At 63.3% G+C, this 14,045-nt stretch carries 12 protein-coding genes; 7 read left to right on the forward strand and 5 right to left on the reverse strand.

The annotated features are described in order from the left end of the window. Nucleotides 1-25 precede the first annotated feature (25 nt). The 3 genes from ruvC to ACOFKT_RS04775 are packed head-to-tail and all read left to right on the forward strand — an operon-like array spanning nucleotide 26 to nucleotide 3,126. Nucleotides 26-529, forward strand: coding sequence for a crossover junction endodeoxyribonuclease RuvC (gene ruvC / locus ACOFKT_RS04765; RefSeq protein ID WP_419806279.1), 504 nt, complete (start codon nucleotides 26-28; stop codon nucleotides 527-529). Beyond that, a complete protein-coding gene (locus ACOFKT_RS04770) occupies nucleotides 526-1,188 on the forward strand; it encodes a hypothetical protein (RefSeq protein WP_419806280.1) in 663 nt (220 codons plus the stop codon). Before ruvC ends, ACOFKT_RS04770 begins: the two co-directional genes overlap by 4 nt. Before the next feature lie 57 nt (nucleotides 1,189-1,245). Further along, nucleotides 1,246-3,126: a DUF6600 domain-containing protein gene (locus ACOFKT_RS04775; protein WP_419806281.1), complete on the forward strand. Its 1,881-nt coding sequence runs from the start codon at nucleotides 1,246-1,248 to the stop codon at nucleotides 3,124-3,126. Here the strand turns inward: ACOFKT_RS04775 and rsmA are convergent. Then, nucleotides 3,123-3,929, reverse strand: coding sequence for a 16S rRNA (adenine(1518)-N(6)/adenine(1519)-N(6))-dimethyltransferase RsmA (rsmA, locus tag ACOFKT_RS04780; RefSeq protein ID WP_419806282.1), 807 nt, complete (start codon nucleotides 3,927-3,929; stop codon nucleotides 3,123-3,125). The genes ACOFKT_RS04775 and rsmA overlap by 4 nt on opposite strands. 122 nt (nucleotides 3,930-4,051) lie before the next feature. Between rsmA and ACOFKT_RS04785 the strand changes: the two genes are divergently transcribed. Beyond that, entirely contained in the window at nucleotides 4,052-5,536 is a 1,485-nt protein-coding gene (locus ACOFKT_RS04785; RefSeq protein WP_419806283.1) for a glycogen synthase, read from the forward strand. On the opposite strand, the gene ACOFKT_RS04790 is transcribed toward ACOFKT_RS04785, so the two are convergent. Then, on the reverse strand, nucleotides 5,533-6,918 hold the full coding sequence (locus ACOFKT_RS04790; RefSeq protein WP_419806284.1) for an APC family permease: 1,386 nt from the start codon (nucleotides 6,916-6,918) through the stop codon (nucleotides 5,533-5,535). The genes ACOFKT_RS04785 and ACOFKT_RS04790 overlap by 4 nt on opposite strands. 130 nt (nucleotides 6,919-7,048) lie before the next feature. On the opposite strand from ACOFKT_RS04790, the gene ACOFKT_RS04795 reads away from it, so the two are divergent. Next, complete coding sequence (locus ACOFKT_RS04795; protein WP_419806285.1) at nucleotides 7,049-7,942, forward strand: neutral zinc metallopeptidase; 894 nt, start codon at nucleotides 7,049-7,051, stop codon at nucleotides 7,940-7,942. A gap of 18 nt (nucleotides 7,943-7,960) precedes the next feature. Here the strand turns inward: ACOFKT_RS04795 and uvrC are convergent, their stop codons facing one another. Next, nucleotides 7,961-9,955, reverse strand: coding sequence for an excinuclease ABC subunit UvrC (gene uvrC / locus ACOFKT_RS04800; RefSeq protein ID WP_419806286.1), 1,995 nt, complete (start codon nucleotides 9,953-9,955; stop codon nucleotides 7,961-7,963). 213 nt (nucleotides 9,956-10,168) lie between these two features. Between uvrC and ACOFKT_RS04805 the strand changes: the two genes are divergently transcribed. Then, nucleotides 10,169-10,918 (forward strand): OmpA family protein, encoded by a 750-nt coding sequence (locus ACOFKT_RS04805; RefSeq protein WP_419806287.1) that lies wholly within the window; start codon nucleotides 10,169-10,171, stop codon nucleotides 10,916-10,918. Nucleotides 10,919-11,008: 90 nt separating this feature from the next. On the opposite strand, the gene ribA is transcribed toward ACOFKT_RS04805, so the two are convergent. Further along, the gene (ribA, locus tag ACOFKT_RS04810) at nucleotides 11,009-11,644 is read right to left on the reverse strand and encodes a GTP cyclohydrolase II (RefSeq protein ID WP_419806288.1); all 636 of its coding nucleotides are present in this window, start codon (nucleotides 11,642-11,644) and stop codon (nucleotides 11,009-11,011) included. 53 nt (nucleotides 11,645-11,697) lie between these two features. Here ribA and ACOFKT_RS04815 point away from each other — a divergent pair, with 53 nt between their 5' ends. Beyond that, a complete protein-coding gene (locus ACOFKT_RS04815) occupies nucleotides 11,698-13,122 on the forward strand; it encodes a sensor histidine kinase (protein WP_419807108.1) in 1,425 nt (474 codons plus the stop codon). Here ACOFKT_RS04815 and ACOFKT_RS04820 read toward each other — a convergent pair. Then, the gene (locus ACOFKT_RS04820; protein WP_419806289.1) at nucleotides 13,093-13,995 is read right to left on the reverse strand and encodes a ChbG/HpnK family deacetylase; all 903 of its coding nucleotides are present in this window, start codon (nucleotides 13,993-13,995) and stop codon (nucleotides 13,093-13,095) included. The genes ACOFKT_RS04815 and ACOFKT_RS04820 overlap by 30 nt on opposite strands. Between the last annotated feature and the right edge of the window lie 50 nt (nucleotides 13,996-14,045).

A 14,045-nucleotide genomic window follows, 5' to 3' on the forward strand; every position in this document is an offset into this window, starting at 1 on the left:
AGGCAAGGCACGTTAGACTCAAGCCATGCGCGTCTTCGGCATCGACTGCGGCACTGAGCTCACCGGATGGGGTGTCGTCGATTTTGTAGACGGCCCGCGCGAAAGCCGGTTGGAGCCGATTGCCGCGGGCGCGATCAGGCTGGACAAGAAGCACCGGACCCCGCAGCGGCTGCACCAGGTGCACCTGGAGTTGACGGCTCTGCTGGAGGCGTACACGCCTGAGGTTGTCGCGATTGAGGACGTCTTCTTCGCCGCCAATGCAAAAAGCGCACTGAAGTTGGGCCATGTGCGGGGTGTGGCGATGCTTTCCGCTGCCGCGTGCGGTCTACCTGTCATGGAGTACGCTCCGCTTTCTATCAAGTCGGCCGTGGTCGGCCATGGCCTGGCGGCAAAGGAGCAGGTGCAGTTCATGGTGGCCCGGCTGCTGGATCTGGAACGCGCACCGGAGCCCGCCGACGCGGCCGACGCGCTTGCCATCGCTATTTGTCACATTCACAACGCGCGCACCGCGCAGGGACTTCTCCGTTGACGTTTCGCCGCAGTGTGCTACCCGGTTTTCTTTTGTTCTCTGCCTTCTGCGCCGTTCGTCCGGTGTCCGCGCAGGACGCGTCGGGCTTTCGCCTGACGGCAACTTATGACCGGCCGGGGCTGCCGGTACCGCACTGGCAGATGCGCATCGCGCCGTCCGGACAGGTGGAGTACACCTCTGACCACGCCACCGGCACACCCCCGGCTTCGTCAGGTCCCCTGGTGTTCCGGTTGTCGCAGGGCGGTGGCGTCAAGCTGCAGCACTGGTTCGATGACTCGCACGGTATGCGGCCCTGCGAAACGAAAGCCAAGGGTCTGGCGAGGATGGGCATGAAGACGCTTGATTATCAAAACGGCGCATCAACCGCCCAGTGCACGTTCAATTACACCGACAACAAGCCGCTTGCCGCGGCGGCAGAGTACCTGCTGGGGGTGAGTTACACCATCGAGCAGGGAGCTACGCTGGACCACCTGCACCGGTACGATCGTCTGGGGCTGGATCCGGTGATGACGCAGCTGGCCACGGCATTCAAAGCAGGGCAGGCGCAGGAGATCCAGGCAATCCGCCCCACGCTGGACGCGCTGGCGAATGATGATGCCGTGCTGGAACGGGTCCGCCAAAAGGCTGCGGAGCTGCTCGTCGCGGCGAACCGGCCGTAACCTCGCAAGACCGGGGCTCGACGGCGTATGCTCACTCTGTCGTGAGGTAACGCAGCGATGTTTCGTTGGCAGGTCAGCACCTTAAACAGAGCCGCGCTTGGCTGCATGCTCTCCGCTTCGCTTTGCCTGCCGATGACGCCTGCTCTCCGGGCGCAAGCCGCTGCGACGGAGTCAGCCGCGGCCATCGCTCGCCTGAGCCTGGTGGATGGCGACGTTCACGTGGCAACACCTGGCTACCATGCGGAGGCGCTCGACGCGGTTGTAAACATGCCGCTTGGGGCGGGGCAGTCGCTGCAGACCGGCACCAATGCCGATGCAGAAGTGGAGTTTTCGGACGGATCGGTCCTGCGTGCAACCGCGTCCAGCTCCGCGACGATCGTTCGGCTGCAACCGCAGACTGAGATTGGGTTGGATGACGGCCTGTACTACCTGGAACTTCGCGCCGGTACCGATCCGCAGTTTGTGGTGTACGCCGGCGACGTGACCATTGGGCCGCAGGAGAACGCGAGTCTTCGTGTTCGCGTGCAGAATGGGCAAGCGGAGATCGCGGTGCTGCGCGGCGCGATCAGCGTGACCCGTGCAAACAACTACACGGTCGACCTCGAGCGCGGGGAAAGCCTGCGCACCGATGCGAAGGACAGCCGCCGTTACCTGCTGGCCGACACCATCGGCCCGGAACCGGGCGACAGCTGGAACGAGCGGCGGGCTCAACAGATAGCGGATGCCGCGGCGAGTCAGACGATTGCGCGCGATGAGTACGCCGGGGATCAGGGCTACGGTTGGAGCGACCTGGACAACAGCGGGGCATGGTATCCCCTGCCAGGGGAGGGTCTGGTTTGGCAGCCCTACGGGGTGGATGCGAGCTTTGACCCATATGGCTATGGGAACTGGGTTTACGGCGGGTACGGTGCGAGTGGCGGCTATGTGTGGGCGTCGGGGTACTCGTGGGGTTGGCTCCCGTACCACTGCGGGTCGTGGGGATTCTTTTCGGGCTTTGGCTGGGGCTGGCAACCGGCTGCCGGTTGCCGCAGCTTTGGCGGTGGCTGGCCCGTTGGCGGATTTCCGGTGAAGCATCCGCCGCACGGTTGGCGCGGGCCGCTGCCGCCCCGGCCTCCTGCTTCCGGCGGCATCGTGACGCGGCATCCCACGCTGCCGGGGTCGCCTGCCCACGACGGCGTGCACCTGATCGCGGTCAGGCCGCGCTCGCCGCAGGCGATTCAGATGAATGGCGTCACACTGCACGCGTTATCACCCGTGGCACCTGCACCCACGCCGCGTGGCAGCTCCGCCGTGGGCTCGGCGCTGCGACGCGACTACCCGGTGCAAACCGAGACACACCGGCCGCTGCTGGGCCTGGAGAGGGAAGGCGCCGCTGCCATGCCGGGGCGCGCGCCCGAGTGGCATACGCCAGCCGCGGTGGCGGGCAGAGCCGAGACGCAGAGCCAGGCCGAGGCAAACGAGAGGACCGCTGTGGCGGCCAGGTCCGCTGCAGGGCATGAGCGGGCCGAACCAGCGACCACGTTTATTGCGCCGGGCGGAATCGCCGTCGCGCCGGCAGCCGCAGCGCCGAACCCGGTCTTCACGACAGGTTGGCGTAACCGCGTCCTGTCGGCGCAACCGGCACCTCCATCGCAACCTGAACCTGTATCGCGACCGGCCGGAGCTGGTGCCGTGCCCTTTACGCCAAGCGGCATTCGCGTTGCGCCTGCGTCGATCAGGCCGGTGCCCGTGCCCGTGCCCGCGCAGCCGCCTGCCGCGCGGGCTCCAATCGTCGTGGCACCCACGCGTCCCATGCCGGTCGTAACGGCTCCGCCGCGCGCTATCGCGCCCGCACCCGTATCCGCACCGCGGCCGATCGCACCCCCGCCGCACTTCAACCCGCCGGCACCGTCAGCGCCGGTGCACATGGGTCCAGCACCGGCCGCATCGCACCGCTAGGAAATGCCGCCGGGGCTCGGGAGCGCATGGTACAGCGCCGCGAACTGCTCGAGCGTAAGCGCTTCCGCGCGCAGGTTCGGCGTGATGCCAGCAGCTACGCACGCTGCCCCGATCTGATCGATGCTGAAGCTTGCGGCGCGCAGATTGTTGCCCAGCGTCTTGCGTTTTTGCGCAAAGGCGGCCCGCAGCATACGTGTGAACGCTGCATCGTCGATCTCGCCCAGGCCGGCGGAACGGTCACGCATGCGAAGGTGCAGAACGGTCGAAAAGACCTCTGGCGGTGGCGAGAAGGCCGAGGGCGGAAGCGTGAACAGTGTGTTCACGTCCGCATGGCGTTGCACGGAGACGGACAGCACGCCGTAGTCGCGCACGCCGGGCGCGGCGGCAACGCGGTCCGCCACCTCGCGCTGCATCATGACCACTGCGGTGTCGATCGCGTTGGCATGCCGGCACAAGTGCAGCAGGATATCTGAAGTGATGTAGTAGGGCAGGTTGCCGATCACGTGCAGTTTGGCGGCGTTCTGCCGCAGAGCAGACAGATTCACCGTAAGAACGTCCGCCTCGACGATCTCCACGTTGGGCGCACCACGGAAACGGAAGCGCAACTCCGCGGCAAGCGAGCGGTCTAGTTCGATGCAGATAAGCCGGCCGGTGCGCGGCGCAAGCAGAGCGGTGATGGCGCCGTGACCCGGGCCGATTTCGACAACCGTCTCGTTGTGCACATCGCCAAGCGCGTCCGCGATGCGCCGGGCAGCACTCTCATCTATCAGGAAGTTCTGCCCGAGCTTTGGTTTGTGCTTCATCGGTCGATGCTCAGGCGCAATCCGGTTGAGATGCAGGCGTAACGCAGAATGTGGTGCATCGTAGGAGTAGGGCCTCTGCTTCAGAGTAACGGGCAGGTAACGCCGTCAGGAGATCACCGTCCATGCACATTGTCTTTGTTGCGCCGGAGTGCGCGCCCTGCGTGAAAACCGGTGGTTTGGGCGAGGTCCTGGGTGCGCTGCCGGCGGCGATTGCTTCTTTGGGGCATCGCATCACGATGTTTGTGCCGTACTACCGCACGGTCCGGCTCGCGATGGAGACACAGCCGGATGCGACGGTGCCGTCAGTTGTCCTGGAGAGCGTGACGATTCCTTTCCCGGAACGGAACCGGTTTGTCCGGGTTCTTGACGGCGGAAATCATGGCGGCGTTCAGACGTACCTGATTGACTGCCCAGAGTTTTTCGACCGTGAAGACGTGTACGGTCCGCCGGGCGAAAACTACCCCGACAACGCGCTGCGGTTTGGCCTGTACTGCCGTGCGGTGCTTGAGGCTTGCAAGCTGCTGGGCGTGCCCGACGTGTTTCACCTGCACGACTGGCAGGCTTCGTTCGTTTCGATTCTGCTGCATACGACCTATGCCGCCGACCCGCTGCTGCGCGATGCCGCCACCGTTTTCACGATCCACAACGGCGGTTATCAAGGCATGTTTCCGCCAGGGCAACTACGGGATCTGCTGCTGCCGGCTGCGCTCTTCACGGGCGGCGCGCTTGCGACCGATAGCAAGGTGAACCCGTTCCTGGGAGCCCTGCGGAACAGCGATGCGGTGACTGCCGTGAGCCCCAGCTATGCCGAGGAACTGAAGACGCCCGAATATGGCGAAGGGCTGGAAAAGGTATACCGGGAGCGCGGCGATGCGTTCAGCGGCATCCTGAACGGCATTGATGCCGACGAGTGGAATTCTGCGATTGACCCGCACCTGGCCGCGCATTACTCGGCAAACGATCTGGAAGGCAAGCAGGAGTGCCGCCGCGATCTGCTGCATGCCTTCGATGCCGATGGCACAGCGGACCACACCGCAGTCGTTGGCATGGTGTCCCGCCTGGCCGCGCAGAAGGGCTTTGACCTGATCGCCGGCGCGATGAGCGAGTTGGCCGAGCTTGACTTGCTGTTGCTGATCGTGGGCCGGGGCGAGCCCGAACTGGAAGAAAGCTTTCGCGAGCTGGCGGAGATCTATCCGAAGCACCTGCGTGTCAGTCCGGAGTTCCACGAGACGCTGGCGCACAAGGTGCAGGCTGGCGCGGACATGACGTTGATGCCGTCGCGCTACGAGCCGTCTGGGCTGACGCAGATGTACAGCCTGCGCTACGGCACGGTGCCGATCGTGCGCGCGACAGGCGGCCTTCGCGATACCGTGCAGGACGGAGAGGACGGCAATGGCTTCGCGTTTACGGAGTACACGAGCGATGCGTTGGTCACGACAGTGAAGCGCGCCCTCGCGGAGTTCGCTGACACAGCAAACTGGCAGGAACGGATGCGTCGAGGCATGCGGGCCGACCTAAGCTGGAAGAGAGCGGCGGCTGAGTACGTTGCTGTCTACGAGCGCGCCGTCGCGGCGCATGCAGCAGGGCAAAGCGCAGGACGTGGTTAGCTCGGCAGGGCCACACGGCGTTCCGCAAACCAAAGATATAGCGGGATACCCAGCGCGATCACGAGCATGCCGAGCAGGGAATCGACGGGCTTGTCAAGGATGGAGAACACCGTGACCACGGCCGCCGCCATGACAAACAGTAGGGGCACGAAAGGGTACAGAGGCGTGGAAAACGGCCGCGCGGTTCCACTTGCTGCGTCGCGCCGGCGGAAGATAAAGATCGTGCTCGCAGCCAGGCCATAGGTCATCCAGTCGGCGAAGATGGCAAGTGAAAACAGCCGCTGGAAACGCCCCAGGGCCAACACCAGAACGCTTGCCAGGCACGCCTGCACAACCAGGGACGCTGCGGGTGTTTGGAATCGCGGATTCACTCGCGCGATGCCACGGAAGAACAGGCCGTCACGGGCGGCTGCAAACAGGATACGGGCCCCGGACAAAGACGATCCGACAAATGACGAGGTGATGCTGACAATCATGCCAACTGCGACCAGCTCCGCGCCGAAACCGAGGTGGTGCGCCAGCAGTACGCGCTGCAATGCGCTTACGGCCGGCCGTTCGCTGGCGGCGATGGACGCCGCGGGCAACACGTACTGGATCGCCGCGTTCGTCAGCATGTAAAGAGCAGCCACGGCCAGAGTGCCTCCTGCCAGCGCGATCGGCAGGTTGCGTTGGGGCCGTTCCACCTCGCCGGCCATGGGCGCCACGTCGGACCAGCCGTCATAGGCCCACAGCGCCGCGATCAGCGCGACCATGAACCCGCCGAAGCCCCCATGCGCCCCGGCGAACGTTGTCGTGAAGTGCTGCATGGTCCCGATCGGTCCGGCTGCAAGGAAGCAGACCGCGGCGACCAACACGATCAGCACAACCTTCAGCCAGGTCAGCGCGAGTTGCACATTTGCGGCGCGCCGCGTGCCCACGATGTCCAGAAGCGTTACGGACCAGAGCGCGACGAGTGCGGCCACCTGTCCCCAGGTGAGAAACCCGATCGCCGAGTTGGTGAAAAACGCAAACACCGGGAACAGGGCAAGGGTGCGCACCAGCCCGGCGCAGATGCTGGCCAGCGAGGCCGGTTTGGCAATGGTGAACCAGGTCCACATGTGCAGAAACGCGACCAGGTCGCCGTAAGCCTCGCGCAGGAACGCGTACTCGCCACCGTACGCCGGACGCGCCGCGGCAATCTCCGCGTAGGTGAGCGCGCCCGCCAGGGACAACAGGCCGCCCACGATCCACACGGCATAGACTTTGGTCGCGGAGCCGACCGCGATCATCATCTCCTGCGGAACAAGAAAGATGCCGCTGCCGATAATAATGCCGACCACAATGGACGTGGCGTGGCGAACGGAAAGGACGCGCGGCAGGTCGTGTTGCGTGTCAGTCGGCATGCGGCATTTGCAGCGTAGCACCGGCGAGCGCCAGCATTGCTGGTAGCGGCAGGATCGCGGCAAGCTGAATGCGTTCTCTCTGCATCCAATTGCACGATTCAGCAAAGAGCCAGGTCAGGAGAGCAGCACGATGGAATGGACGCCCGGGGGTATGAGCAATGATGTGGAGGACCGGCGCGGCGACTCCGGCGGCGGCGGCGGAGGTTTCCTGCCGTTCGGCGGAGGCGGCCTCGGTATCGTCGGCGTGATCGTGCTCGTGGTGCTCAGCCTTGTCACCGGACGCAATTTCCTGGGCTTTCTTGGCGGTGGAGGAAGTGCGCCGCAGACACAGACGCGTCAGCAGAGCGAAGGTCCGGTGCAGGAGAGTGCCGGCGAACATCGCGATACGCAGTTGCTGAGCTTTGTGCTGGACGATGTGCAGAAGTTCTGGACGGCGACGCTGCCGGAGCAAATGGGGCACCCGTACCGCCATGCCAAGCTGGTTCTCTTCCGCAACCAGACCCAGAGCGGTTGCGGCGCGGCGCAGGAGGCCACCGGCCCGTTCTATTGCCCGGAAGACGAACGCGTCTACATCGACCTGGACTTCTGGGACGACCTGAAGCGGCTGGGCGGCAACACCGCAGACTTTTCGCAGTCGTACGTGCTGGCGCATGAGCTTGGACACCATGTGCAGAACATCCTCGGCATTGAGCAAAAGGCGCAGCAGATGATGCAGGACCGCAGCCAGCGCAGCCGGGCGTCGGTGGAACTGGAACTGCAGGCGGACTGCTTCGCCGGCGTTTGGGGCCACTCCATGCAGCAGCGTGGAAAACTGGATCCAGGCGATATGGACCAGGCGCTCAAGAACGCGGCCGCTGTCGGTGACGATCACATTCAGAAGATGGAGCGCGGCACGGTCAGCCCGGAGAGCTGGACGCACGGCAGCAGCGCAGAGCGGCAGGGCTGGTTCAGCCGCGGCATGAACTCCGGCGACGCGCGGCGGTGCAACACGTTTCAGGTGGGGCCGGACGGGTACAACCAGTAGCTGCTTCCGTTCAGAGCGCTACTGCAGGATGCGAAGGCTGCCGCTGTTCGAGTTGGCGGTTCCTGACCCGTCGATGGCCGCCTCGCGTTCGGCGAGAAAGTAAGCGCGGATTTTCGCGGCGGTCTTTACGTTGACGACCGCGGTCAGGGCGTCCGGTCCGGCGGCCTTGATGCCGCGCACGCTGCCGAAGTGCTCGACCAGCCGTTTGCGTGTGGTCGGTCCAACGCCGGGAATGTTCAAGAGTTCGGAGTCGCGGTCGCGCATCTCGCGCCGCTTGCGGTGATAGCTGATCGCAAAGCGGTGCGACTCGTCGCGAATGCGCTGGACGAGGTGCAGCACGGGTGAGCGGCGGTCGAGCACGACCGGGTCGTCCTCCTGGCCGTAGACGTAGATGACCTCTTCGCGTTTGGCAATGGAGGCGAGCGGCTGCAGCGTCACACCGATCTCTTCGAGCGCAGCGTAGGCCGCGTGCAGTTGACCCAGGCCGCCGTCGATCAGGATCAGCGAAGGGAAGGGTTCGCCGGACTCCTGCAGCTTGCGGTAGCGCCGCTGGATGATCTCGCGCATGCTGGCGAAGTCGTCCACGCCGCTCACGGTTTTCACCTTGTATTTGCGGTAGTCAGCCTTCTTCATCTCGCCCTTTTCCCAAACCACCATGCTGGCGACGGTTTCCGCACCCTGGATGTGCGAGATGTCGAAGCACTCGATGCGGGTCGGCACTTCAGGTAGATTCAGGGCGTCCTGCAGCGCGTCAGCAATGGCGTTTTTCGACGGCTGCAGGGTCCGGAAGCGCTGGTCGTAGCTTTGCTTTGCATTTTGGCCGACCAAATCAACGAGCGAGCGCTTGTCGCCGCGCTGCGGTGCAAGGATCTCAACCTTGCGGCCGCCTTGCGTGCTGAGCAGCGAGGCAAGCGCGGCGCGGTCCGGGAACTCCAGCGGAACGTAGATTGTGCGTGGGACATACGGCTGGTCCAGGTAAAGCTGCTTCAGGAACGCTGAGAAAAACGAAGCCGGCGAAAACGCCTGGGGCTGAGGCGGCAGCTCGTTCTGCGAGACCGGTGACAGGACGCCGGCTTCCGCTTCGCTCCAGGCCGGTTCGGGTTCTTCACCCGATGCGGTTTCCTCTTCATCGCCGGCGGCAAGCTCGGATGCAGGCAGGTCTTCCCAGAAGAAGTCGCGCTTGTCGACGATCTTGCCCTCGCGCATGTGGAACTGCGCCACGGCAAGCATCTCGTGGTCAAAGTGATAGCCGAAAACGTCGGCATCCTCGTTCTCAGCCGACGCGATGCGCTGCTTTTCCTGCAGTTGGTGTACCGTCACCAGCTGGTCGCGATACCTGGCGGCCAGTTCGAACTGCTCGCTCATCGCAGCGTCCGTCATGCGGTGCGTGATGCGCGATTCGAGCTCGTTTTCTTTGCCATCCAGGAAAAGCTGCACGTCGCGGATCGCTTCGCGGTAGATCTCCGGCGCAACCAGGTTCTCAACGCACGGCCCCATGCAGCGCTTGATGTAGTACTCCAGGCAAGGCCGCGGGTGATAGCGATTCAGGTCGACCTTGCAACTTGGAATCAGAAACGAGCGGTGGATCAAATCCACGATGCGATGCGCCAGATTGCCGGGGAAGTAGGGTCCGAAGTACTGACCGCCATCCTTGCGCAGCTTGCGCGTGACGAAGACTTTCGGGTGCCTGTCACCCTTGGTCAGCTTCACGTAAGGGTAGGTCTTGTCGTCGCGCAGCAGGATATTAAAGCGGGGCTTGCGCTGCTTGATCAGGTTGTTTTCCAGCGCGAGCGCCTCGTGCTCGTTGGCGACCTGGATGTAGTCGACGTCGACGGCCTCGCGCATGAGCGTGCCCGTCTTGGAGTTCATCTGGTTCTTTTCCAAGAGATAGCTGGAGACGCGGTTGCGAAGATTCTTCGCTTTACCGACGTAGATGACCTCACCCTCGGCGTTTTTGTACAGGTAGACGCCGGGCTGACGGGGCAATGACCGAATTTTTTGCTGAAGATCCATCAGGGCTACTTGACTCGCATATCCAGTTTAGTCTTCAGAATCGGGAAGAATCTTCCTGAGATGGATAGAGCCCGAAATCGACAGCCGCCCTGTTAGGCGGAAGAAAGTCTTTTGCAGGCAAGCACTTAGCTCGGCGGGATGGGTTTGGCTCATGACGTGCATAAACCTGATCGAGAAAGCCCCGCCCATCGGGCTGAAAGAGAGAAGACGCGAGTGACGAAGCCGCACACTGTTGCATGGAGGTTGGGTGTCGCCGCAACGGCTGCACTGGTGGTTATGTTGAGCACGGGCTGCACAACGAAGAATTACGTGCGGTCGCAGGCCGGTCCGCTGATTAATCAGACGAACGACCTGGACGCGAAAACTTCCTCCGACCATCGGGCCATTGTTGATACGGACCAGCGTGCCCAGCAAGGCATTTCGACGGCGAAGAGCAACGCTGCCGCCGCAGACCAGCACGCGGGCACGGCGCAGACCGCCGCGGATGCCGCGAACGGGAGCGCGCAGCAGGCATACAACCGAGTGGATTCACTGTCTGGTGTGGTCGCCGGGCTGGATCAGTACAAGCAGGTTTCCGATACCAGCGTGACGTTCGGCTTTGATAAATCGGCGTTGACCGCAAGCGATAAGCGCCAGTTGGACACACTCGCCGCCAGCCTGCAGAGCTCGCGCCACTACATCGTTCAGTTGACCGGCGGCACCGATTCGGTCGGCAGTGCGCAATATAACTATGAGCTGAGCCAGAAGCGTGCGGATATCGTGGCGAACTACCTGCAAGCCAAGTACGGTATCGCGCCCCACAAGTTCTACCTGGTGGGCATCGGCAAGGACTCCGCCGTGGCTTCCAACCGGACAGCTTCAGGCCGTTCCAAGAACCGTCGCGTCGATGTCCAGGTGCTCTCGAACATGCAGGATGAGAACACCACCACGGCGACAAGCTCCGCTCCCGCGAATCCGAGCTGATCGGGTCTTTTGCGCAATTAAGAATGCCCCGCCACGGCGGGGCATTCTTAATTGCTTTACGAGAAATCGCAAAAGTCGCAGCGCGACTGATTACATGGATCCGATCAGGTGACCCATCCTGTCCCGCTTCACCTGCAGGTAACTCTCTGAGTTGGCGGTGGGCTCAACTTCAGCTGAAAGCCGCTCGGTCACGTGCACGCCACGCGCTTCCAGCGCAGCTACTTTCTGCGGATTGTTTGTGATCAGGCGTACAGAATCAATCCCCATCTGCCGCAGGATTTCTGCAGGCAGACTGAAGTCGCGGTGATCGCTCTTGTAGCCCAGCCGCTCGTTGGCTTCGATGGTGTCCAGACCCTGGTCCTGCAGCTCATACGCGCGCAGCTTGGCCATCAGGCCGATGCCGCGGCCCTCCTGCTCTTCATAAATGATCAGACCTGCGCCGTGTGCCGTGATGGTGTCGATCGCGAGCTCCAGCTGCTGCCTGCAATCACAACGCAGAGAGTGGAACACGTCTCCAGTAAGGCATTGGGAGTGGATGCGGAGAATGGGAGAAGGCTGGGCCGCGATGTCGCCGTATATCAGAGCGACTGCTTCTTCGACCAGTTTGCCTTGTGGTCCGGGCGTTTCACCCGGAGACAGTTCACCTTCGAATCCTAAAATCCGGAAGTCACCCGAGCGGGTCGGCAGCTTGGCCTCGGCGACTTTGGTAACACGGCTGTACGACATAGCTGGTGTATAGATGCGTGTGCACGGCGACCGATGCAAGCCCCACACAGCGCATGGGGAGCGCATACAGTAGAAGCGTGAACCAGTTCGACAGCAAGCTGGTACTGATCTCTCTGCTGGTGAAGCTGGGCGTGGCCGCCGCGGTATCCAGTTCGCTCACCCGCTCTGTTGCGTTCCGCCGCCTGCTGCTGGAAGGTGAGCGGCCGCTACGGGACCGGCTGAAGCTGATGCTGCTGATCGTAATGCCTCTGGTGCTGGGGGTGTGGATCCGCAACGTGGTGCCGAACTTCCTGGCTGCCGATCTTTCGCTCGAAATCACAGTCCTGCTCGGCGTCGTGATCGGGCCGTCCGCCGCTGCTCTTGGCGGTGTGCTGCTTGCCATACCGGCCATGTTGCACGGCGAATACCTGGCGCTCCCTGTAAACCTGCTGATCGCGGCGATCGCCGGCGCCTTCCACAGCTTTGTCGATCTGGAGGATGTCTGGTCCTTTTCGCCGCTCATTGATCTGAGCCTGTACCGCTGGGTTCGCCGCAACCTGAAGCGTCCTCACCTGGACCGCCAGATCCTGCTCTTGCTTCTGGTTATGGTGCTGCAGGCCGCCGCGAGCGTGCTCTCGCATTTCTATCCGCACCTTTATTTCAGCCTGCGCGACGAGCACCTGTGGCTAGAGGCGCTTGTCTGTGCCACCGCCCCGGTGGTGGTCGGCATTCCGCTGAAGGTCTGGAACGCCATCCGCATTCAGCAGAAGCTGGAAGAGCAGACGCGGCTATTGCTGGAGGCGCGGCTGGACGCCCTGCAGCGGCAGATCAATCCACATTTCCTGTTCAACACGCTGAACTCCATCGGCTCGCTGATTCGTCTGGAGCCGGAGCTGGCCCGCGAAATGGTCGTGAAGCTCGCAAACATTTTGCGCGTGCTGCTGAAACAGCGTGACGCTTTCGTGCCCTTTCGCGAAGAGCTCGCCTTTACCGACGACTACCTTGCGATCGAAGTCGTGCGTTTTGGCGAGAAGCTGCAGGTGGTGAAGGAAATCGCGCCCGATACGCTGGACCTGCAGGTACCGAGCATGCTGCTGCAGCCGCTGATTGAGAACAGCATCAAGCACGGGCTGGAACCGCGCATCAGCGGTGGCACCGTAACGATTCGCAGCAGATTGGTCGGCAGTTGTCTGCGCCTGGAAGTAGAGGACGATGGCGTGGGCATTGCACCGGGGCGCGAGGCCGTTTCACCCGTGAGCGGACTGGTGCGGGCGGGCACCGGCATCGGCATGCGAAACGTGCGCGAACGGCTGCTGGTGCTGTTTGGAACTGCGGCACATGTCCACATTGAGAGCCGGCCGGGCCGAGGCACACGCGTCAGCATCGAAATGCCGCTGGTCTCAGCCGAGGAAACTGCCGGCAGCGAGCTTTCACTGATGCGCGATGATATGGTTTCCGCGCTACAGACGCTACGTGCCTTCGGCGAACGCGCCGGCTGATTCGTTATACTGAAGCGGCAGGCCGGCAAAGCTGATCCGTTCAAACTGGGTGGGCGCGAGATGCGGGATGATCGCCAGCAGCGCCTCGCGCTCGACCTCTCGCGACGCACGCAATTTGGTCCTGATCTGCTGCAATTCGGTATCGTTGTGGCCGGGATGACAGACCAGTTCATACTCGCCGGGTGGGGCGGCGTTCAGGATGCGCCGCAGCACCGCCGCGTCCAGCGAGCCGGTCGCAATCAAGCCCAGCGAAGCCGTTGTGCTGCGCATGCCCTCGCTTGCAAGCAGTTGATCGAAGAAGCTCTTGAATCGGTGAAGAAAGCGAAAAGGCGCCCTGCGGGCCAGCGGCGCGGGCGAAAGTGCAGAGCACCAAGCCGGTTCGAATGGATTGCGAATTCGCTCCACACCCATGCGCCGCGCGCCGCGCATGACGGCACGCGCGACCGACGGTAGCAGGTGTGTGTGCTTGTGCGTATCAACGTGCGTCACGTTCACGCCGGCATCCTGCAGCTTGGCGATCTGTGCCGCGACCTCCTGCTCTATGTGCTCGGGCCTTGTGTAGCGGGCCGCGACCGCCAGGGTGAAGTCGGCCATCGAAGAGGTGAAGGTGCCATTGCGCGCGAGCAGAGAAGAGCCGTTCGAGGCCTGGCTTGTTGGCGTACCGTCAACCAGAACCACGTGGCAGCCCACGCCCAGGGCCGGCCGCTCGCGGGCAATGCGGACCGCATTGTCGAACGCCGCGCCACCGGCCATCAGCGTCGTACTGGTAAGCGCGCCGGCGTCGTGCAACTCTGCGACCGCGCGGTTCACACCCATGGTCATACCGAAGTCGTCGGCGTTCACGATGAGCCGGATGGGTGCGACGTCTGCCATGCTCTGCCCAGCCTCTCACATCGCGGCTGGTGCTACACTCACAACGGCGT

The sequence above is a fragment of the Terriglobus sp. genome (assembly GCF_965201105.1).
Lineage (GTDB): Bacteria > Acidobacteriota > Terriglobia > Terriglobales > Acidobacteriaceae > Terriglobus.

Coding starts and splice junctions, on each gene's coding strand:
- ruvC (WP_419806279.1), top strand. CDS start 26: ATGCGCGTCTTCGGCATCGACTGCGGCACTGAGCTCACCGGATGGGGT.
- ACOFKT_RS04775 (WP_419806281.1), top strand. CDS start 1,246: ATGTTTCGTTGGCAGGTCAGCACCTTAAACAGAGCCGCGCTTGGCTGC.
- rsmA (WP_419806282.1), bottom strand. CDS start 3,929: ATGAAGCACAAACCAAAGCTCGGGCAGAACTTCCTGATAGATGAGAGT.
- ACOFKT_RS04785 (WP_419806283.1), top strand. CDS start 4,052: ATGCACATTGTCTTTGTTGCGCCGGAGTGCGCGCCCTGCGTGAAAACC.
- ACOFKT_RS04790 (WP_419806284.1), bottom strand. CDS start 6,918: ATGCCGACTGACACGCAACACGACCTGCCGCGCGTCCTTTCCGTTCGC.
- ACOFKT_RS04795 (WP_419806285.1), top strand. CDS start 7,049: ATGGAATGGACGCCCGGGGGTATGAGCAATGATGTGGAGGACCGGCGC.
- uvrC (WP_419806286.1), bottom strand. CDS start 9,955: ATGGATCTTCAGCAAAAAATTCGGTCATTGCCCCGTCAGCCCGGCGTC.
- ribA (WP_419806288.1), bottom strand. CDS start 11,644: ATGTCGTACAGCCGTGTTACCAAAGTCGCCGAGGCCAAGCTGCCGACC.
- ACOFKT_RS04815 (WP_419807108.1), top strand. CDS start 11,698: ATGGGGAGCGCATACAGTAGAAGCGTGAACCAGTTCGACAGCAAGCTG.
- ACOFKT_RS04820 (WP_419806289.1), bottom strand. CDS start 13,995: ATGGCAGACGTCGCACCCATCCGGCTCATCGTGAACGCCGACGACTTC.